This window comes from Actinoplanes sp. NPDC026619 (assembly GCF_040638295.1).
Classification (GTDB): domain Bacteria; phylum Actinomycetota; class Actinomycetes; order Mycobacteriales; family Micromonosporaceae; genus Actinoplanes.
In genome coordinates this window covers 204,332-224,412 of the sequence record NZ_JBEZYA010000013.1, presented here as the reverse complement: position 1 = coordinate 224,412, position 20,081 = coordinate 204,332, and the positions used below count along the sequence as shown (strand labels likewise).

General features: G+C 72.3%; 16 protein-coding genes. 8 read left to right on the top strand and 8 right to left on the bottom strand.

The genetic code is table 11. The features are described from left to right. Positions 1-51 precede the first annotated feature (51 nt). Together AB0E90_RS27320 and mptB are read right to left on the bottom strand one after the other, a co-directional pair. Complete coding sequence (locus tag AB0E90_RS27320; RefSeq protein WP_360411491.1) at positions 52-1,206, bottom strand: glycosyltransferase 87 family protein; 1,155 nt, start codon at positions 1,204-1,206, stop codon at positions 52-54. Continuing rightward, a complete protein-coding gene (gene mptB, locus AB0E90_RS27315; RefSeq protein ID WP_360411488.1) occupies positions 1,157-2,572 on the bottom strand; it encodes a polyprenol phosphomannose-dependent alpha 1,6 mannosyltransferase MptB in 1,416 nt (471 codons plus the stop codon). Before mptB ends, AB0E90_RS27320 begins: the two co-directional genes overlap by 50 nt. A 130-nt stretch (positions 2,573-2,702) precedes the next feature. Between mptB and AB0E90_RS27310 the strand changes: the two genes are divergently transcribed. The 3 genes from AB0E90_RS27310 to AB0E90_RS27300 all read left to right on the top strand — a co-directional run bounded on the left by AB0E90_RS27310 (position 2,703) and on the right by AB0E90_RS27300 (position 7,104). After that, positions 2,703-4,187, top strand: coding sequence for a hypothetical protein (locus AB0E90_RS27310; protein WP_360411702.1), 1,485 nt, complete (start codon positions 2,703-2,705; stop codon positions 4,185-4,187). Positions 4,188-4,266: 79 nt separating this feature from the next. After that, a complete protein-coding gene (locus AB0E90_RS27305) occupies positions 4,267-5,166 on the top strand; it encodes a Glu/Leu/Phe/Val dehydrogenase dimerization domain-containing protein (RefSeq protein WP_360411485.1) in 900 nt (299 codons plus the stop codon). A 51-nt stretch (positions 5,167-5,217) separates the two neighbouring features. Further along, complete coding sequence (locus AB0E90_RS27300) at positions 5,218-7,104, top strand: HEAT repeat domain-containing protein (RefSeq protein ID WP_360411482.1); 1,887 nt, start codon at positions 5,218-5,220, stop codon at positions 7,102-7,104. Here AB0E90_RS27300 and AB0E90_RS27295 read toward each other — a convergent pair. Further along, entirely contained in the window at positions 7,091-10,099 is a 3,009-nt protein-coding gene (locus tag AB0E90_RS27295) for a bifunctional [glutamine synthetase] adenylyltransferase/[glutamine synthetase]-adenylyl-L-tyrosine phosphorylase (protein WP_360411478.1), read from the bottom strand. The genes AB0E90_RS27300 and AB0E90_RS27295 overlap by 14 nt on opposite strands. Before the next feature lies 1 nt (position 10,100). Further along, positions 10,101-10,886, bottom strand: coding sequence for a type 1 glutamine amidotransferase (locus AB0E90_RS27290; protein ID WP_360411475.1), 786 nt, complete (start codon positions 10,884-10,886; stop codon positions 10,101-10,103). Between the two features lie 179 nt (positions 10,887-11,065). Here AB0E90_RS27290 and AB0E90_RS27285 point away from each other — a divergent pair, with 179 nt between their 5' ends. Next, positions 11,066-11,437 carry a VOC family protein gene (locus AB0E90_RS27285; protein ID WP_360411472.1) on the top strand — a complete coding sequence of 124 codons (372 nt, stop codon included), beginning with the start codon at positions 11,066-11,068 and terminating at the stop codon, positions 11,435-11,437. A gap of 3 nt (positions 11,438-11,440) precedes the next feature. Here AB0E90_RS27285 and AB0E90_RS27280 read toward each other — a convergent pair whose 3' ends face one another. Continuing rightward, positions 11,441-12,136: a WYL domain-containing protein gene (locus AB0E90_RS27280; RefSeq protein WP_360411469.1), complete on the bottom strand. Its 696-nt coding sequence runs from the start codon at positions 12,134-12,136 to the stop codon at positions 11,441-11,443. 47 nt (positions 12,137-12,183) lie between these two features. Between AB0E90_RS27280 and AB0E90_RS27275 the strand changes: the two genes are divergently transcribed. Together AB0E90_RS27275 and AB0E90_RS27270 are read left to right on the top strand one after the other, a co-directional pair. Then, positions 12,184-13,332, top strand: coding sequence for a low temperature requirement protein A (locus AB0E90_RS27275; RefSeq protein ID WP_360411466.1), 1,149 nt, complete (start codon positions 12,184-12,186; stop codon positions 13,330-13,332). Next, the gene (locus tag AB0E90_RS27270) at positions 13,325-13,840 is read left to right on the top strand and encodes a GNAT family N-acetyltransferase (RefSeq protein ID WP_360411463.1); all 516 of its coding nucleotides are present in this window, start codon (positions 13,325-13,327) and stop codon (positions 13,838-13,840) included. The genes AB0E90_RS27275 and AB0E90_RS27270 overlap by 8 nt, the downstream gene beginning before the upstream one ends. Before the next feature lie 66 nt (positions 13,841-13,906). Here AB0E90_RS27270 and panB read toward each other — a convergent pair whose 3' ends face one another. Beyond that, positions 13,907-14,737 carry a 3-methyl-2-oxobutanoate hydroxymethyltransferase gene (panB, locus tag AB0E90_RS27265; RefSeq protein ID WP_360411460.1) on the bottom strand — a complete coding sequence of 277 codons (831 nt, stop codon included), beginning with the start codon at positions 14,735-14,737 and terminating at the stop codon, positions 13,907-13,909. A 100-nt stretch (positions 14,738-14,837) separates the two neighbouring features. Beyond that, complete coding sequence (locus tag AB0E90_RS27260; protein WP_360411457.1) at positions 14,838-16,619, bottom strand: NAD+ synthase; 1,782 nt, start codon at positions 16,617-16,619, stop codon at positions 14,838-14,840. 121 nt (positions 16,620-16,740) lie between these two features. Between AB0E90_RS27260 and AB0E90_RS27255 the strand changes: the two genes are divergently transcribed. Together AB0E90_RS27255 and AB0E90_RS27250 are read left to right on the top strand one after the other, a co-directional pair. After that, positions 16,741-18,093, top strand: a complete 1,353-nt coding sequence (locus AB0E90_RS27255) for a glutamine synthetase family protein (protein ID WP_360411454.1) — start codon at positions 16,741-16,743, stop codon at positions 18,091-18,093. Between the two features lie 53 nt (positions 18,094-18,146). Further along, on the top strand, positions 18,147-18,572 hold the full coding sequence (locus AB0E90_RS27250; protein WP_360411451.1) for a DUF350 domain-containing protein: 426 nt from the start codon (positions 18,147-18,149) through the stop codon (positions 18,570-18,572). A gap of 61 nt (positions 18,573-18,633) precedes the next feature. Here AB0E90_RS27250 and AB0E90_RS27245 read toward each other — a convergent pair whose 3' ends face one another. Continuing rightward, positions 18,634-20,052: an RNB domain-containing ribonuclease gene (locus AB0E90_RS27245; protein ID WP_360411448.1), complete on the bottom strand. Its 1,419-nt coding sequence runs from the start codon at positions 20,050-20,052 to the stop codon at positions 18,634-18,636. Positions 20,053-20,081 lie beyond the last annotated feature (29 nt).

Genomic DNA, 20,081 nt, shown 5'->3' with positions numbered 1-20,081 from the left:
CACCCTGCCCGGAACCGCTGATATAGCGCTGACATGTTCGCCGGCGCGACGTCAGGTGGTATCAGAGGCGACGATCTTGTCCGGTTCCTTGACGTCGGACGAACGACGGGTGCCGATGGGTGTCCAGAACAGCAGGGCCAGGCTGAAATAGACATACAGGTTGCTGCCGATGATCGCGAGCGGCGGACGCGGCGGTCTCTCCCACAGCCAGGTCAGCCGGGACGTCATGAGCACGTAGGCGGCGGTGGCCAGGTAGAGCGGGCGCCGCCGTTTCCCGGTCGCCGACAGTCCGGAGTCGACACAGCGGACGATCGCCGGGATCAGCCAGACGCAGTGGTGGACCCAGGTGACCGGGCTGATCAGGCAGCCGACGATGCCGGTGATGGCCAGCCCGCCGACCACGTCCGCGGGCGCCTTGCGGACCCGCAGCACCCAGACCACGAGGGTGGCCAGCACGCAGACCACCCAGATCTTGCTCTCGTACCGGTCGATCGGCAGCCGGGCCAGGAAGCCGCGCTCGGACTGGTTGGACAGGAACGACAGCACGCCGACCCGGTTGGTGTCCCAGAGCGCCGACGTCCAGAACTCGCGGCTCTCGTTCGGGAAGATCAGGCCGCCGAGCAGGGTCGCGGCGGTCGCCGCGCCGATCGCCACGGCCGCGTCCCGCCAGCGTTTGGTGATCAGCAGGTAGAGGATGAAGATGCCCGGGGTCAGCTTGATCGCGGTGGCCAGCCCGATCCCGATGCCGGCCCACTTGCGGCCCTTGGCCACCCCGAACAGCATGTCGCCGGCGACCAGGGTGAGCAGCAGCGTGTTGATCTGCCCGAAGGTGATCGTCTCGCGGACCGGCTCGAACGAGATGGCCAGGCAGACCGCCACCCCCAGGGCGAACCAGCGCGGCCAGCCCATCCGCTCGATCAACGGCGCGGTGAGCCAGTAGATCAGCAGCGCGGTGGTGAGCACGGTGGCGAGGACCGCGGTGACGACCACGGCGCCGAACGGCAGCCACGCCATCGGCGACATGACCAGGCCGGCAAACGGCGGGTAGGTGAAGCCGTACGGCGAGCCCGGCTTCAGCCAGTCGTAGACCATGCCGCCGTCGCCGTTGAACCAGTACTGGATCGCGCCGTAGTAGACCTTCGAATCGAAATACCCGTTACGGGTCTCGGCGAGATAGTTGATCACCAAGGTGGCCGCTGCCAGCACGCTGAGAATCAGAGCTTTGAGCCGCATATATTGCTTTCAATCCGAGGTAGCCGAGGAACGCTGTCATCGCGACAGCCCCCTGAGTCTTGAGGGCGAGGGCAAGGTTGTAACCGTCGGGCAGGCACAGCGCCGACACCACGGCCGCCGGCACGGTGACCCAGCGTGTCTCCCGGGGCAGCGTCACCGCGAGCAGGGTCAGCGCCCACGTCGCGTACCAGGGATGGAAGACCGGCGCGAGCACCACGGTGGCCGCCATCGCATACCCGGTGTTCAGCCAGATGTCCCCGCCGCGCAGCGCCCGCCACCACAACCGGACGAGCACGACCGCGAGGAGCACGATTCCGATCACCCGGGTGACCGGCACCGCGTCCACGCCGAACAGCCCGATGGTCATGCCGACGGCGGTCGGCGGCGAGGTCCACTGCACCGAGACCCCGCTGCCGGTGAGCCCGGTGATCCACCCGAGCCCGCGCCCGGACACGGCGGAGACCAGGGCGAGCGTCGCCACCACCCCGCCGATGAGCTCGGCCGCGGCCCGGACCGGCCGCTCTTGGAAACGCCGGTAGACCAGCAGCAGCGCGAACGGGACCAGCACCACGGCGGTCGCCTTGATGCCGATCGCCAGGCCGAACAGCGCACCGGCGAGCAGCGGCCGGCGGGTGGCCGCCACCGCCAGGCCGGCGACCAGGAAACCCACCATCAGCGCGTCGTTGTGGGCGCCCGAGACCAGGTGGATCAGAACCAGCGGGCAGGCCAGCGCCAGCCACACCGCGCGCGAGAGTGGCACACCGCTACGGCGGGTGAGCACCGGCAGTGACACCGCGATCAGCGCGACACCGAGCACCGCCACGAGCCGCAACACCGCGATGGTTCCGCTGAGTGAGCCGCCGATCTTCGCCGCGGCCGCGGCCAGCAGCAGGAACACCGGGCCGTACGGCGCCGGCGAGTCCCGCCAGGTCGGCGCGACGCCGCCGGCCCACGGGCAACCGAGCTGATGGACCCCACCGGCGTACGGGTCGAGCCCGGCCGCCTGCTGCCAGCCCTGACAGGCGTACGAGTAGGCGTCGTAGCTGCCCAGCGGGAGGAACGGCAGCAGCGGAACCATCCACAGCGCCGCCGTGACATAGGCCCAGCGCGCCGACGGAAGGTCGCGGCGGCCCACCCACCACGCACCGATCAGCAGCACCATGCCGAGCAGCCACGCCACCGGCAGGACCACGCCGTTCTTACCGGTGACGATGGTGCCGGGGGTGACGGTCGGCGACCACGGGTTATGCGCGCCGCCGAGGAAGGCCGCGACGGCCAGCAGCAGACTGCCTGCCAGCCCGGCGTATCGGACCTGGGCGGGGCGGGACATGGCGAGCACCCTACCGTGACGCCCAGCTACCTTTCGGCCGCCCGGTAGGGTCGGGCGGGTGTTGGCCCGGCATCGGCTCGAGTGGGGCACCGCCGGAGCAGCGGCGGTGCTGGCTGTCGTCTACCTGCTGCTCCCGCCGATGGGCTCGGACCTGGCGGCGCAGGTGGCCCGGGCCGATTTCTTCGCCGCCCACGGATACACCCCGATCGACCTGCGGTGGTACGCGGGCGTCGACCAGCTCGGCTACAGCCTGACCTCGCAACCGGTGATGGCGCTGCTCGGCGTGCGGGTCACCGGCGCGCTCGCCCTGCTCGCCGCGGCCACCCTGTTCGCCGTGCTGTTGCGGCGCACCGGCGCGGCCCGCCCGTGGCTCGGCGCTCTGGCCGGCACGGCCGGCCTCGGCGGGAACCTGGTGAGCGGGCGGGTGACGTACGGCCTCGGGGTGGCTCTGGGTCTTGCCGCCCTGACCCTGCTCACCTCGCGCCGGCTGCGTCCGTTCGCCGCCGTGGCGGCGCTGCTCGCCGCCGCGACCAGCCCGGTGGCCGGCCTGTTCCTCGGGCTGGCCGGCGCCGCGCTGCTGCTGTCCGGCCGGATCACCGACGGTCTGCTGGTGGCGGCGCCGGCCGCGGTCCCGCTCGGGCTGTCCGCGCTGTGGTTCGGCGACGGCGGCTGGATGAACATCAGCCACACCGACACGACGCGCGCGGTGGTGGCGAGCCTGGCGGTGGCGCTGCTGGTGCCGGCCCGCCCGGTCCGGATCGGCGCGGTGCTCTCGGCACTGGGGGTGCTGGCCGCGGCGCTGGTGCACACCCCGGTCGGCCTGAACGCGACCCGGCTCTCGGTGATGTTCACGCTCCCGCTGCTGGCCGCCTACGCCGCCGTGCCCGGCCGGCCGGTGTCGATCGGCATGCACGAGAAATCCGGCGTCCCGCCCGCGCCGCTGTGGGCCGTGCTCCCGCTGCTGGCCCTGGCGTGCTGGTGGCAGCCGCCGGTGGTGACCGGCGACGTGCGCGACATCGGCAACCCGGCCGCTTCGCCGGCCTACTTCACCGAGCTGCGCGCCCGGCTGAGCCAGGAGACGCTGACCGGCCGGGTGGAGATCCCGCCGACCCGGGACTACTGGGAGGCGACCCGCCTCGGCGACGTGCCGCTGGCCCGGGGCTGGCTCCGGCAGGCCGACATCGACCGGAACCCGCTCTTCTTCGCGGAGATCCCGGGCGCGCCCGGCACCGGTGTGCCGCTGACCGCCGACAGCTACCGGGCGTGGCTGGCGGAGAAGGCGGTGCAGTTCGTGGCCGTGCCCGACGCCGAGCTGACGTGGTCCGGGCGGCCCGAGGCGGCCCTGGTCGCGGCGGGCCTGCCCTACCTCACCGAGATCTGGCGCAACGACGACTGGCGCCTCTTGCGGGTCGCCGATCCGCAGCCGATCGTCGCGCCCCCGGCCACCCTGATCGGCCAGACCCCGACGTCGATCACCTTCCGCGCCGAGGCGGCCGGCATGGTGGTCGTCCGCGTCCACTACTACCGCTGGCTGACGGCCGGCGGCGGCGCGGTCGTCGAGAAGAGCGGCGCGTGGACGCTGGTCCGCGTGCCCGCGGCCGGCCAATACACCCTGAGCAGCTAACCGAGCGACTCGATCACCGGTTTGCGGGCGTGCTGGTAGATCACCGAGCTGCGTCCCGGCTCATCGGCCTCAACTGCACATGCCCTACCCGAACTGGCTCGACGGCCTCACCGACGCACTGCGCCTGTCCGCCGCGATGACCGACAAATGCGCCCTGGCCGGCCTGCCCAACGGCGGCGGCAAGACAGTGATCGCCCTGCCCGGCCCGGTCGGGCAGGTCGGCGCGGAACTGCGCCGGGCCGCGCTGCACGACGCCGGCGCCACCATCGCCGAGTTGGGCGGCGCCTACGCGACCGGCCCGGACGTCGGCACCGGCCCGGACGACATGGCCACCATCGGCGAGCGCACCGAGCACGTCTTCTGCCGCCCGGTGGGGCGCGGCGGCAGCGGCGATTCCTCCCCCGCGACCGCGATCGGCACGGTCGCGGCCCTCCGCGCCGTCTGCGAAAGCCTCTTCGGCTCGCCCGATCTCGCCGGGCACAGCTTCGCGATAATCGGGCTCGGCCGGGTCGGCGGCCACGTCGCCCGCCTGCTGGCGTCCGCCGGCGCCCGGCTGATCGTGAGCGACACCGACGAGTCGAAGCGTTCCCTGATCCCCGGTGCGGCCTGGACCGATCCGGCCGGCTGCCTGCGCGCCGAGGTGGACGTCCTGGTGCCGGCCGCCCTCGGCGGCCTGCTCACCCCGGCCACGACGGCCGGCCTGCGGTGCCGCGCGATCGCCGGCCCCGCCAACAACCAGCTGGACGCCCCGGCCACCGCCACCCTGCTGCACGAACGCGGCATCCCCTGGGCCCCCGACCCGGTGGTCAGCGCGGGCGGCATCATCCACGCCACCGCCGTCGAACTCCGCCACCAGCCGGAGGCGGCGGCCCTGGCCGAGGTGCAGGCCATCGGCGCAACCCTGGCCGGCCTGCTGCGCACGGCGTCCGCCGAAGGCGTGCCCCCGGCCGAGATCGCCGCGCGGGCCATCCCGACCTGAGCTCGCCGGATCGGGCCGACGAACCCCGGCGTCGGTGTCTAGAGTGCGGGCGTGTTCGCGGGATTGGACGATCTGGACTGGGCCGCGATGCGGCACGCCTACGGCAGCGCCGGGGAGGTGCCGGACCTGCTGCGCGGGCTGGTCGATCCGGACCCGGCCGTGCGTGAGGTCGCGCTCGACTCCATGCACGGCGCCGTGCACCACCAGGGCGACATCTACGACTCCACGGCGGCCGCGGTGCCGTTCCTGCTGGAAGCGTTGCGCACGCCGGGGCGGCCGGGGCGGGACGGCATCGCGGCGTTCCTGGCGAGTGTGGTGGAGAGCTGCGGCTGGACCGAGACCGCCGTTCGGCCCGAACCGGCCCGGACGGCGCTGCGGCTGATCGAGGAAGCCGCGCCCGCGTTGCTCGCGCTGGTCGCGGACCCGGATCCACTGGTGCGGGCGGCCGTGTCTCCGCTGCTGGCGATGCACCGCGACGGCATCGGCGTGCTGATCGAACGGGCCGCCACCGAGACCGACCCCGAAGTGCGCAAGGCCATGCTCGAAGGACTTGGGCGCAGTGCTGACCCGGCGGTGGCCGAGCACCTCATCGGCGTGGCCGCGCGGTCCCCGATCGCGTCGGTGTCGGTGGCCGCCCTGACCGCGGCCGCGCACATCATCCCGGAACTGGTGCCCACCGACGGGATCACCGGTTTGCTGAAGCGCGCCTACGCCGAGCACTCCGAACCCGCCCACCCGGCCGGCTTCGCGACGGACACTCTGATCGGCGCGGTCCGCGTCCGGCGGGAGCAGGCTGATCAGGGCCGCCGGAACCCGGCCGTGGCGCGCTCGATCGACAGCTTCGCCAGGCTGCTCGGGCCGCGGGTGCCGGAGCGGATCGCGATCCTCACCGAGCTGCTGCGCGATCCGCACCCGGACGTGGTGGGTGACGCGATCTTCGGCGCCGGCCACCTGATCGAACGGTGGCGCGGCGACTACCGCGAGCTGGTGGAGCTGGTCGCCGGCCACCTCCCGGACCCGTGGGCCGAACGGGGCCTGCACCACTGGGTTCCGCTCTGCGCGCCGGCGGCGGACGCCCTCGCTGCCTGCGTCGCCCGCGGCGATGGCCTGCAGCGGCACCGTTCCGGGCCACCGAGCCTGACCCCGGCGCTGGCTGCGCTGATCGGTCTCGGCGACGAGCGGGCGTTCGCGCCACTGGCCGCGATCGTCGAAGGGCCGGACCGGCCGTCGGACGCGGTCCAGTCGCTGCGCGCGTTCCCCCAGCACGCCGAGCGGATCGTCGAGCTGCTGCTCGCGTCGGACGTCGAGCCGGATCAGATGGTGGTCGCGCTGGGGGTGTGCGGCGCCGCGGCCAGGCCGGCGGTTCCGCGCATCCTTTCGGCGCCGCTGAAGGGATGGACCGCCCGCGCTCTCGGCCGGATCGGCGGGGCCGAGGCGATGGACGCGCTGCGGGCCGGGCTGCGGGGCGCCGACGTGCCGGTCGCGGTGGCCGCGGCCGGCGCACTGTGGCGGCTGGAGTCCGATCCGGAGGCGATCACGGTGCTGGGCGCCCACCTCGAGGCGCCGAGCGCGCTGAACGAGCTCGCCGAGATCGGCCCGGCCGCGGAGAAACTGCTTCCTGATCTCCGGTCGATGATGGGATTCCCCGACAAGCGGCACTGGACCTCGGTGAACGCGGCGATCTGTGTGTGGCGGATCGGCGGCGACGCCGAGGCGGTCACCCCGGCGCTCGTCGCGGGCTGGCGCCACAACGAGCGGACCCGCACTCCGATCGCCGAGCAGGCCGCCGGCGTCCCGGCCCTGGCCCCGCTGTGCGAGGCCGAGCTGGCGGAGGTCCGGCGGGCCGGCACCGACGAGTACAGCTTCTCGTCGTCGCAGGTGGCCGACGACGAGAAGCTCGTGAACGCGTGCGGCGCCGCGCTGATCAGGAATCCATGACCCGTTCCATCGCGGCGCGGGAGCGGCGGGTCAGGCGCAGGTAGCGGTCGACGAACTCGCCCGGGTCGCCGCCGCCGAGCAGCTGCACCGTGCCGGCCAGTTCGACGCCGTGCCGGGGCAGTTGGTCGGTGGGCCGGCCGCGCACCAGGGTCAGCGCGTTACGCACCTGGGCGGCCAGGGTCCAGCCGGCCTCCATCGCGGCCGCGTCGACCTTGTCGATCAGTTTCGCCTTCAGTGCCGAGTTCAGCGCGTCCAGGGTCTGCGTCTTGCGCAGGCCGGGCAGCGCGTAGGCGTGCCGCAGCTGCAGCAACTGCACCGCCCACTCCACGTCGGACAGCCCGCCCCGGCCCAGCTTGGTGTGCGTGTTCGGGTCGGCGCCGCGCGGCATCCGCTCGGTCTCCACCCGCGCCTTGATCCGCCGGATCTCGGTGACCTGCTCCCGGCTCAGCCCGCCGGCCGGGTAACGCATGGTGTCGGCGAGCTTCTCGAACTCCCGGCCGAGCGCCTCGTTGCCGCACACGAACCGGGCCCGCAGCAGCGCCTGCGCCTCCCACACCCGCGACCAGCGGGCGTAGTACTGCTGGTAGGCGCCGAGGCTGCGGACCAGCGGCCCCTGCCGGCCCTCGGGGCGCAGGTCGGCGTCGACACCGAGCGGCGGGTCCGGCGCCGGCGCGGAGAGCATCCGGCGCAGTTCCTCGGCGACGGCGTGCGCGGCCGCGCTGGCCTGACTGTCCGGCGTGCCGGGCGCGTGGTCGTAGACGAAGAGCACGTCGGCGTCGGACGGATAGCTCATCTCGTAACCGCCGAGCCGGCCCATCCCGATGACCGCGAAGCGCAGCCCGGACGGCCCGGGTTTGGCCTGCCAGGCCACCTTGAGGGCGGCGCCCATGGTGGCGTCGGTGACGTCGGAGAGCGCGACGCCGAGCTCGTTCACGTCGATCGGCTGGGCCGGCGCCAGCTCGCCGGCCTTGCTGAGGATGTCGGCGCAGGCCAGCCGGAACAGCTCCCGCCGGCGCAGCGCGCGCACCGCGACGATGGCCTTGACCTGGTCGTCGTAGTGCCGGTCGGCGGCGGCCGCGAATCCGTCGATCAGCGACTCCCGGCTGCGCGGCCGCAGCTCGGTGTCGTTGGCGAGCAGGCGCAGCGCCTCCGGATCGCGGATGAGCAGGTCGGTCGCGTAGCGCGAGAGGCTGAGCACCCGGGCCAGCCGGCGGGCGACCGGGCCGCCGTCGCGCAGCAGCCGCAAATACCACGGCGTGCTGCCCAGCTTGTCGGAGACGTGCCGGTAGTTGAGCAGGCCGCGGTCGGGCTCGGGGGCGTCGGCGAACTCCTGCAGCAGCATCGGCAGCAGGGTCCGCTGGATCGCGGCGGTGCGGGTCACCCCGCCGGTGAGGGCCTGCAGGTGCCGGATCGCAGCGTCCGGCTCGGCGAAGCCGAGGATCGTCAGACGCTTGGCCGCCGAGGCGGACGTCATCCGCAGCGCCTCGGCCGGCACCCGGGCCACCGCCTCCAGCAGCGGGCGGTAGAGCAGCTTCACGTGCAGGCGGCGGACCTGTGCGGCGTGCCCGACCCAGTCGGAGCGGAACGCCTCGACCGCGTCCCGGCCGGGCAGCGCGGTGTAGCCGAGCGCGGCGGCGAGCCAGCGCACCCCGGCCGGATCGTCGGGCACGGTGTGCGTACGCCGCAGATTCTGCAGTTGCAGCCGGTGCTCGATGCCGCGCAGGAAGCGGTAGCCGCGCAGCAGCGTCTCGCCGTCCTCCCGGCCCACGTAGCCGCCGGCGACCAGGGCGCGCAGCGCCGGCAGGGTCCCGCCGTCGCGCAGCGACTCGTCCACCCGGCCGTGCACGAGCTGGAGCAGCTGCACCGCGAACTCGATGTCGCGCAGGCCGCCCGGCCCCCGCTTGATCTCCCGGTCCAGCTGGTTCGCCGGGGTGTTCTCGATGATCTTGCGACGCATGTCGCGGACGTCGGCGACCGCCTCCGGCCGCTCGGCTGCGTGCCACACCAGCGGCGCCAGGTCGTCGATCCACTCCCGCGCGAGGGGCAGGTCGCCGGCCGCCGGGCGTGCCTTGATCAACGCCTGGAACTCCCAGGTGCGCGCCCAGCGGCGGTAGTAGGCCTGGTGGCTGGCGAGAGTGCGGACCAGCGGGCCGCGACTGCCCTCGGGGCGCAGCGCCGCGTCGACCGGCCAGGCCACCTGCCCGCAGATCTCGATCAGCCGGGCGGCCACGGTGGTGCCGGCGCTCAGGTCCTCGTCGCCGGCGGCGACGAAGATGACATCCACGTCGGAGACGTAGTTCAGCTCGTTGCCGCCGCATTTGCCCATGGCGACAACGGCAAGACGCGGTTCGCTCACGCTTTCCGGGAGGGCGGCGACCGCTATTTCGTACGCCGCGGAAAGCGTCTCGTCGGCCAGGCGCGACAGCGCCGCCATCGTCGGTTCCAGCCCCCGCCCGCCGGTGAGGTCGGCCGCCGCGATGCGCAGCAGCGACATCCGGTACGCGTGCCGCAGCCCCGGCACGGTCGGCTCGCCGTCCGCCTCCAGGTGTCCCTCGGCGCTCGGCGGTAGCCCGGTCTTGCCGGTGGCCAGCACCTTCCAGTCGTCCGGGTTGGCCACCAGGTGATCGCCGAGGGCCGACGACGCGCCCAGCACCGCGACGAGCCGCCGGCGCAGCCCGTGGTCGCGGTAGAGCGCCTCGAAGAGCGCATCGGTCGCCTCGTTCGGGCTGATCTCCCCGCCCGGCCCGGTGGCCGGCCCGCCACCCGCCCGGACCGCGGCGCGGGCGGCCGCGTCGACCAGCCGGTGCAACTGGCGCAGCGCCAGGTTGGGGTCGGCGGCCCGGGACAGCGAGTGGATCAGCTCGGCCGCGTCGGTGCCGGCCGGCGCCTGCGCCTGCACGTCCCACAGCCGCAGACCGGCCGGACCGAGCAGGTCGGCGGCGCGGGTCCCGTTGTCGGCGAAGCCGTACCGGGCGAGGCGGCTGGGCCGGGTCACGTCACTGCCCCAGCAGTGGCAGGGTGCGGCCGGTGCCCGGGTTGGGTATGTCGGCGTCGGGCAGCGTGCCCAGCGCGAGCGAGGCGAACCGGATCGCGAACGGCTGCCAGACCTCCTCGAGGTCGGCCAGCACCTCGGCCACCGCCCAGACCACCGCGTCGGCGTCGTAACCGAGCTCGTCGAGGACGGCCGCGTCGCTCGCCGCCCACGCCTCGATCATCTCGATATCGCACTCGATGTGGAACTGCAGCGCCCACGCCCGGTCGCCGAGCCGGAACGCCTGATGGGGGTAGCGGCTCGACGCGGCGAGCAGCACCGCCTTCAGCGGCAGCTCGGTGATCTCGTCGCGGTGCCACTGGATCACGTCGGGCAGCAGCGTCACCCACTTGAACAGCGGGTCGGTGTCGGCGGAGTCCCGCTTGCCGACCAGCCCCGGCCCGATCTCCGGCCCGGAGGTGCTGCGCTCGACCAGGCCGCCGTGCGCCTGCGCGAGCAACTGGGCGCCGAGGCAGATCGCGAGGGTCGGCACCCGGTTGCGGACCGCCTTGCGCAGCAGCCCTTCCAGCTCCGGGAACCAGGGCGCGCCGGGCCTGCCGTCGGCGGCCGAGAAGGCGCTCTGGTCGCCGCCCAGCACGATCAGGGCGAGGTAGTCGTCGAGCGTCTCGGGCAGCGCGTCACCCGCGTGCGGCCGCAGCACGGTCAGCTCCAGGCCGGCCTCGGTCAGCCAGTCCCCCAGCCGGCGCAGGTCGTCGGACGGGTCGTTCTCGATGACAAGTGCAGTTCCCACGCTCCCGAGGCTAGTCCCTGCTCTGCTTCTGGCGTCGCTTCGCTCCGCGGGCAGTTCCCTGCGTCGGGGCACCCCGAAATTAGGACACCAAATTGAGTGTGGAAACACCGACAGGAGGCTGTCGCGGGCGCCCAGGATGGTGGAGCCCATCAGACCTCGAACGTCAAGGGAGTGACCCGATGTCCGCAGTCAACCAGGTCGACTGGTTCCAGATCGGCACCGACGAGCCCGCCGTGGCCGAGCGGTTCTACGGCGACGTCTTCGGCTGGAGCTTCGGCAACGACGACGACTCGCCCGGCTATCGCCTGGTCAGCACGCCCGACGCCGGTCGCCCCGGCGGCGGTCTCGCCCAGACCAGGGACGGCGGGCCGGGCAACCACGCCATCTTCTTCGTGCACGTGGCCGACACCGCGGAGACCTGCCGCAAGGCCGAGGCGGCCGGCGGCAAGATCCTGGTGGAGCCGCGCGACGGTGGCGGCGGGCTGGTCTTCGCCCACCTGAGCGACCCCTCCGGCAACCACATCGGCGTTTACACCCCCGCCGATCACTGACGGCTAAGCCAGGCTGAGCTCGCTCATCGCGTCGCCCGGCACGTCCAGGTCGCCCGGCCGCAGCTCGCGGGGTGGCGGCTCCTCGGCGGTCACCGCGACGGAGGCGATCCGGTCGGTGCGGAACACGCGCACCGACCGGCGCAGCCGGCAGAAGGCCACCAGATACCAATACGCCGGCATGCCGACGAACGCGAGCGGCTCGATCTCGCGCACCGAATCCACGCCGGTCTTGTCGGCATAACGGATGCGCAGCACGCGGCGCACCGACAGCGCGTCGGCCAGCAGGCGCGGCATCTCGGCCGCCGCCGGGCGGCCGACCAGGCGCACCCGCTCGGCCAACTGCCGGGCGCGGGCCGCGTCGTCGGCGCGCATGGCGGCGACCAGCTTGCGCAGGGCGGTGGCCGCGGCCGCGTGGAACGGCGAGCCGGCGAGCCCGTGCAGCGCCACCGCCATCGCCACCGCCTCGCTCGGCGTGAAGTTGACCGGCGGCAGCGTGTGTGACTTGTCGAGGCAGTAACCACCGGTGCGGCCGGGCTCGGCGTAGACCGGGGTGCCGGACTGCTGCAGCGCCGAGATGTCGCGCTCGACGGTGCGCACGCTCACCTCGAAGCGGCCGGCCAGCCAGCTCGCGCTGCGCGGCCGCGGCGCGACCGCGCGGAGCTCCTCGACGAGGGCGTAGAGACGATCGGTCCGGTTCACGAAAACAAGCTAGGCCGGGGGTACGACAGTTTCGTAAGCTGCCGCACATGTCCGCGCCCACGCCCGCCGTCCGGGTGTCGACCCTGGAATTGTTCTTCGACCTCGTCTTCGTGTTCACCATCACCCAGCTGTCCGAGACCCTCGCCGAGGATCTCAGCCTCGGCACCCTCGGCAACGTGCTGCTGATCCTGGCCGTGGTCTGGTGGATGTACTCGGGATATGCCTGGCTCACCAACGCGGTCGCGCCCAACTCGACGACCCGGCGCACGCTGCTGCTCACCGGCATGGCCGGCTTCCTGGTCATGGCGCTGGCCGTCCCGGAGGCCTTCGGTGAGTACGGCTGGCTGTTCGGCGTCAGCTACCTCGTCGTCAACGTGGTGCACTCGGCGCTGTTCCGCACCGCCGGCCCGGGCGCCGTCGACGCGATGAAGATCCTCACCCCGCTCAACATCCTGGCCGCCCTGCTGGTGCTGGGCGGCAGCCTGGTCGACGAGCCGTGGCGGCACCTGCTGTGGGTGCTCGCCCCGATCCTGCAGATCGCCGGGGGTTACCTGCACCGGGCCGAGATGCACAACATCGCGGCCGGCCACTTCGCCGAGCGCCACGGCCTGGTCGTGATCATCGCGATCGGTGAGTCGATCCTGTCGATCGGCGCCGGTTTCCACGGCATGCACCTGGGCGGCGGCGCGATCCTGACCGCGGTGCTGGCCCTGACGGTGGCCTATTACCTGTGGTGGTTCTATTTCTCCGGCGACGACGCCCGGGCCGCGCACGCGCTGGCCGCCATCACCGAACCGGCGCGCCGGGCCCGGATGGCGCTGAGTGCGTGGGGTTACGCCCACTACCCGATCCTGCTCGGCATCGTGGTCACCGCGGTCGGCATCAAGACGACCGTCGGGCACGCGTTCGAGGCCCTGCACTGGGCGCAGGCCGTGGCGCTGAGCGGCGGCGTCGCGATCTACCTGCTCGGGCATGCCGCGTTCCTGGCCCTGCTGCGCCTGCGCGGCGTCTACCACCGCCTGGCCGCGGCCGCGATCGTGCTGGCCGTGATCCCGCTGGGCCACCTACGGGCGATCGCGCAACTGGCGGCCGTGGTGGTCATTCTGGTCGCCACCGCGATCATCGAGGACCTGCCCGAGGTACGCCGCAGCGGCGGCACCTCGATCAGCGACTTCGGCCGTACCGCCCATGAGTGAGCTGCGCTTCGAGGCGGCCGCACCGGACGGCCCCGCGGCACTGCCGGCCGACTGGCGGCGGATCCACAACCTGATCATCCCGACCGCACCGCTGTCGGCGGCCGACGTGCGCGAGCGGGCCGGCCGCAACCGCCTGGTGGTCGCCTACCTGGGGGCCACCGCGGTGGGCTGCTCGACGGTGCGCCCGCCGGCCGGCAACCCGGCGGCAGCCACCGTGATCGCCCGGATCCTGCCGGAGTTCCGCCGCCGGGGCCACGGCCACCGGCTCTATCAGCACGCCCTGGCCACGGCTCGCGAGATGGGCGCCGACGAGATCGACACGGTGGTGCTGGCCGCCAACGCCGACGGGCTGATCTTCGCCCGGCATCACGGCTTCGTGGAGATCGAGCGCTACGTCCTGCCGGGCGACACGATCCCGTTCGTCGACCTTCGGCTGGCCGTGAAGAAGCCGGACGGTGGGCCGGATCGGGGACCACACCCGGCCGGGCCACCGGGCCCGCCCGGATAGCGGCGGCCGGGAGGGTGACCGGGCACCGCCCGGGCCCGTCGAAACGGGACCGGGCGGTAATCCGTACTAAAAAGTGTGTTCTGAAGTGGGGAATTCGCCGCCACGGACCTCGGCGGCGAATTGGCGCGTGGCGTCGCCCAGCGCGCCCGCAAGATCTGCGTACTGCTTGACGAAGCGCGGCATCTTGCCGGTGCGCATGCCCGCCATGTCCTGCCAGACCAGCACCTGCGCGTCGGTGTCGGGGCCGGCGCCGATGCCCACCGTGGGGATCGGCAGCTCCTTGGTGACCGTCTTGGCGACCTCGCCCGGAACCATCTCCAGGACCACCGCGAACGCGCCCGCCTCGGCGACCGCCCGGGCGTCCGCGAGCACCTCGGCGCCCTCGTTCTCGCGGCCCTGGACGCGGTATCCGCCCAGCGTGTGCTCGCTCTGCGGGGTGAAGCCGATGTGGGCCATGACCGGGATCCCGGCGCCGGTGAGCGCCTCGATCTGCGGGGCCACCCGGCGGCCGCCCTCGAGTTTCACCGCGTGCGCGCCGCCCTCCTTCATGAACCGGACGGCGGTGCGCAGGGCCTGGGTGGGGCCCTCCTCGTAGCTGCCGAACGGCAGGTCCGCGACAACAAGGGCCGTCGTGGTGGCCCGGACGACCGCGCGGACCAGCGGGAGCAGCTCGTCGACGGTGATCGGCAGGGTGGTCTCGTGACCGAACACGTTGTTGGCGGCGGAGTCGCCGACCAGCAGGACCGGTACGCCGTTCTGGTCGAAGATCGACGCGGTGTATTGATCGTAGGAGGTCAGCATCGGCCAGCGGTCGCCACGGGACTTCGCGGCGATGAGGTCGCGGGTGCGAACCCGCCGGGTGGCCGGACCGCCGTACAGGGTGGGAATCTCCTGCATCGTCCTTCTCCTTTTCCCTCGAGGCCGCTCGGCTGCGGTCCCCGGGTCCGGCAATGGTCGCACCGTTGCCGGGTCGGAGGTCAGGGGTCAGTGGACGTTCTCACAAACCTTCCCGAAACCTGTTGGTAATAGGGAGCCGACGGTCGCGACCGAATGCTTTGCCGGAGATCTTGGGCCCTGGGGCCGACTGGCGGCGCTTGTATTCGGCCAGGTCGACCAGCCGCAGCACCCGGTCGACCAGCTCCGGGTCGTTGCCCGCCTCGATCAGCGCGTCGCGGCCCAGGTCATCGTCGACATACCCCTTGATGATCGGATCAAGCACGGCGTAGTCGGGCAGCGAATCGGAGTCCTTCTGATCGGGCCGCAGCTCGGCGCTCGGCGCCTTGGTGATCGAGTTCTCCGGGATGGGCGTGCCGGGCTGGGTGTTCCGCCAGCGGGCCAGCTGCCACACCATGGTCTTGGGCACGTCCTTGAGCGGGTTGAAGCCGCCCACCGAGTCGCCGTAGAGCGTGGAGTAACCGACCGCGAGCTCACTCTTGTTGCCGGTGGTGAGCACGAGGTGGCCCTCCTGGTTCGACAGCGCCATCAGGATGACGCCGCGCACCCGGGCCTGCAGGTTTTCCACCGCCAGGCCGGAGAGCGCCATGTTGGCCAGGAACCCGTCGACCATCGGCTGGATCGCCTCGGTGCGGTAGTCGATGCCGGTCCGCTCGGCGAACTCGGCCGCGTCGTCGCGGGAGTGACCCGAGGAGTAGCCGCTCGGCATCGACACCCCGAAGACCCGCTCAGGACCCAGCGCGTCGACCGCGATGGCCGCCACGACGGCGGAGTCGATGCCCCCGGAAAGGCCGAGAATGACCGATCTGAAGCCATTTTTGTTGACGTAGTCGCGCAGGCCGAGGACCAGGGCCGACCACACCTCTTCCTCGTCGACGATGCGGGCCGCCACCCCGCCGTCCCGTTTGTCGCGCCGGCTCGGGTGCGGCTCGGCGTCCAGGACGATCCGGGCGATCTCCATGTCGTCGGCGATCCACTGCTCGACGATCGGCAACGGCGCGGCGTCCGTTTTCTCCGCTTTGTTCGGGGAGGCGTCCGCGGCCGGCAACGACAGGTCGTGGATCAACAGCTCCTCGGTGAACTGCCCGGCCCGGGTGAGCAGCTCGCCGTGCGCCGTCACGATCATCGAATCGCCGTCGAAGACCAGCTCGTCCTGGGCGCCGACCGCGTTCACGTAGGCCACCGCCGCCCCGGCCTCGGCCGCCCGCCGCATGACCAGCGGCAGCCGCACGTCGTCCTTGTTCAGCTCGTAGGGCGAGGCGTTGATGTTGAGGACGAGCCCCGCTCCGGCCCGCCGGGCGGCGGTGAACGGCCCGCCGGCCTGCCAGATGTCCTCGCAGACGGTGAGCGCGACGTCCACCCCGCCGACCCGCACCACGGTCAGCTCGTGGCCCGGTTCGAAGTACCGGTCCTCGTCGAAGACGCCGTAGTTGGGCAGGTGGTGCTTGAAGTAGCGGGCCGCGACCCGGCCGCCGAACAGCAGCGCCGAGGCGTCCCGCCGGCCCCGCCCGTGGGCATGCTCCGCGCTGGTCGCGGCGGAGCCGTCGGCGTCCACGTAACCCACCACGACCGCCAGATCGCCGAGTCCGTCGGCGGCAAGGTCTGCCGCCAGATTTAAAAGAGCAGCCTGCGACGCCGCGACGAATGAGTCCCGGAAAACCAGGTCCTCGATCGGATAGCCGGTCAGCATCATCTCCGGGAACGCGACCAGTTGTGCCCCCGCGTCGGCGGCCTCCCGCGACCAGCGGCGCACCGCGGCCGCGTTGCCGGCGATGTCGCCGACCGTCGAGTTCACCTGAGCCAGGGCGATCCGAAGCGTGGGCATGCCGCTTATTCTTCCCCAGAGACCGACCCCGGCACCCCGCGGTAGCCCCCGCTCAGCGTAATCTCGCCGTAATGAGCCCGAGCAAGACTGGCTCGTCAAGGCCCCACTACCAGGAGTGAACGTGGACCGACAGCAGGAGTTCGTGCTTCGCACTCTCGAGGAGCGCGACATCCGTTTTGTCCGGCTCTGGTTCACCGATGTGCTGGGCACGCTGAAGAGCGTCTCGGTGGCGCCGGCCGAGCTCGAGTCCGCCTTCGAGGAGGGCATGGGCATCGACGGCTCGGCGATCGAGGGCTTCGCCCGGGTCTACGAGTCGGACATGGTCGCCATGCCCGACCCCACGACGTTCCAGGTCTTCCCGTTCGAGGGCGGCGTCTCCGGCGAGAGCGCGCGGATGTTCTGCGACATCCTGCTGCCCGACGGCAGCGCCGCCTGGGCCGACCCACGCCACGTGCTGCGCCGCTCCCTGGCGAAGGCGGCCGAGAAGGGCTTCACCTTCTACACCCACCCCGAGATCGAGTTCTTCCTGATCCAGGACGGCCCGCTCGACGGCTCGCTGCCGATCCCGGTCGACACGGGCGGTTACTTCGACCACACCACCCACTCGGTGGCCCGCGACTTCCGCCGCCAGGCGGTGCTCGCCCTCGAGCGGATCGGCATCTCGGTCGAGTTCAGCCACCACGAGGTCGCCCCCGGCCAGCAGGAGATCGACCTGCGGTACGCCGACGCGCTGAGCACGGCCGACAACATCATGACGTTCCGGCACGTGGTCAAGGAGGTGGCGCTCTCCCAGGGGGTGCGCGCGACGTTCATGCCGAAGCCGTACACCGACCAGCCCGGCAGCGGCATGCACACCCACCTGTCGCTGTTCGAGGGCGAGCGCAACGCGTTCTACGACAACGACGACCCGCAGAAGCTGTCCAAGACGGCCCGCGCGTTCATCGCCGGTCTGCTGGTGCACGCCCGGGAATACACCGCGGTCACCAACCAGTGGGTCAACTCGTACAAGCGGCTGTTCCCGCTCCAACTGCCCAACGCGATCACCGAGTCGCCGGCGTTCGTCAGCTGGGGCCACCTCAACCGCAGCGCCCTGGTCCGGGTGCCGGCGTTCGGCAAGCCCAACTCGGCCCGCGTCGAGGTTCGCTCGATCGACTCGGCGACCAACCCCTACCTCGCCTTCGCCGTCATGCTCGGCGCCGGCCTGAAGGGCATCGAGGAGGGGTACGAGTTGCCCCCGGGCGCCGAGGACGACGTCTGGTCGATGTCGCCGGCCGAGCGCAAGGCGATGGGCTACGAGGCGCTGCCGGAAAACCTGTCCGAGGCGATCGACGTGATGAGCAAGTCGGAACTGGTCGCCGAGGTCCTCGGCGAGCACGTCTTCGACTTCTTCCTGCGTAACAAGCAGGCCGAATGGGAGCAATACCGGCGCGAGGTAACGCCCTACGAGCGGCAACGTTATCTGGGCGCTCTGTAACGTCCTAGATCTGTTCCAGTACGGTCTCTCCTGACGTCGGTAAAGGAGAGACCGTGCTGCAAGATCTGCTCGAGGGTGCTGGCCGCAGCATCGTTTTCGGACTCGTGGGTATCGGCCTGATGGCCGTCGGATATGTCCTGATCGATCTGCTGACTCCGGGCAAGCTCCGGGATCTGATCTGGGCCGAGCGCAATCCCAACGCCTCACTGCTGCTGGCCGCGAACCAGCTGGGCATCGCCCTGATCGTCTTCACGGCGATCTTCACCAGCTACGACTCGTTCGGCCGGGGCGTGGCCTCGACGGTCATCTTCGGCCTCATCGGCATCATCATCATGGGCCTGGCATTCCTGGTGCTCGACTGGATGACTCCCGGCAAACTCGGCGAAGTCATCTGCACCCCGGAACGCCACGGCGGCGCCATGGTCTCGGCCGCCAGCCATTTCGGCGCCGCTCTCATCATCTGCGCCTGCATCTCCTGAAGATCACAAGCCTGACGACCAAAGACCTGAATCCCGATTGAGTACGGCGATCTGAGCGCTCTCAGTCGGCGTGTTCGAACTCGACCTTGCGGGTCGCCGGGTCGGCGACCGTGAGCCGGGCCCGGATGCGCTCACCCAGCGGCAGGTCACCGAGGCAACGGGCGCGCACGGCCGGCTCGTCGAGAGCCACCGTGCCGCCCGGCGGCCGGTTGCGGCCCGGATCGTCGCGATCCACCACACCCGCCTCGAATGTCTCTCCCACCCGCCCGCTCAGCAGCACCGCCTCGGCCAGGTCGATCGCGCCCCGGGCCGCCGCGCCGGACAACCGGTCGCTGTCCCCCATCGCCTTGGGCAGCCGGGGCAGCGCCGCCCGCGCCCATGCCGGCACGTCACCGCCCGCCACCAGGGCCAGGCAGACCTCGGTCGCGTAGCGGTCGGCCAGCCGCCGCAGCGGGGCCGTCACGTGCGCGTAGGGCGCGCCCACGCCGCCGTGCCCGGTCTCGGCCGGCGGCGGCCCGTCGAACGGCGTGTAGGCCGCGCCGCGCAGCAACTCGGCGGCCTGGTCGAGGAAGGCGGCGCCGCGCGGCGTGCCCGGATCCACCGCCGCCACGACCGCACCCACCGACGCCCCGTCCGGCCAGGGCACCCCGAGCGAACCGGCGGCGGCACGCAGCTTGGCCACCGCCTCCGGTTTGGCCGCCGGCATGGTGCGCAGCAGGCCCACCCCGCCGCGCAGCATCACCTCGGCCGCGGCCATGCCGGTGAGCAGGGAGATCTGCGCGTTGTGCTCCTCGACGGCGAGCGGCGCCCGCAGCACCAGCTGCCAGCCGTCCCTCTCCCGCTCGACCTCCTGCTCGGGCAGCGGCAGGTTGACCGCGCCCCGGTCGGCGGCCCGCCGGGCCAGCAGCGCGCCCAGCTCCGGCAGCAGCGCGAGGGGTTCCGGCGCGTTGCCCGCGTCGACCTGCCGCTGCACGCCCTCGTAGTCCAGTTTGGCCCGGCTGCGGACCCGCGCCCGCTCCAGCGCGATGCCGGCGAACCCGCCGTCCGCGTCGAGGTCGATGGTCCACAGCACGGCCGCGCGCTCCACCTCCGGCAGCAGGCTGACCGCGCCCTCGCTGAGCACCTCCGGGTGCAGCGGGATCCGCCCGTCCGGCAGATAGATCGTCTGGCCCCGCACCCAGGTCTCGGCCTCGAGCGGCCCCTCCGGGCGGACGAACGAGGCCACGTCGGCGATCGCGTACCGCACCCGGTAGCCGCCGGCGCTCCGCCGCTCCAGGTGCATCGCCTGATCGAGGTCGCGCGACGAGGCCGGGTCGATCGTCACGAACGGCACGTCGGTCCGGTCGGCCCCCGGCGGCATCCGCCCGGCCGCGGCCTCGGCCTCGGCGATCGCCTCCGCCGGGAACTCGCCCGGCAGCCGCAGCTCCCGCCGCAGCACCGAGAAGTCGATCTGCGGCGCCCACACCCTTTTGATCGGCACGCCCCATTACTACCAGCCCCGGACACACC

Bases quoted from the DNA above. Each gene is read 5' to 3' on its own strand.
- AB0E90_RS27275 (WP_360411466.1), top strand. From the start codon at position 12,184: ATGTCCGCGCCCACGCCCGCCGTCCGGGTGTCGACCCTGGAATTGTTC.
- panB (WP_360411460.1), bottom strand. From the start codon at position 14,737: ATGCAGGAGATTCCCACCCTGTACGGCGGTCCGGCCACCCGGCGGGTT.
- AB0E90_RS27285 (WP_360411472.1), top strand. From the start codon at position 11,066: ATGTCCGCAGTCAACCAGGTCGACTGGTTCCAGATCGGCACCGACGAG.
- AB0E90_RS27310 (WP_360411702.1), top strand. From the start codon at position 2,703: ATGGGCTCGGACCTGGCGGCGCAGGTGGCCCGGGCCGATTTCTTCGCC.
- AB0E90_RS27305 (WP_360411485.1), top strand. From the start codon at position 4,267: ATGCCCTACCCGAACTGGCTCGACGGCCTCACCGACGCACTGCGCCTG.
- AB0E90_RS27270 (WP_360411463.1), top strand. From the start codon at position 13,325: ATGAGTGAGCTGCGCTTCGAGGCGGCCGCACCGGACGGCCCCGCGGCA.
- AB0E90_RS27260 (WP_360411457.1), bottom strand. From the start codon at position 16,619: ATGCCCACGCTTCGGATCGCCCTGGCTCAGGTGAACTCGACGGTCGGC.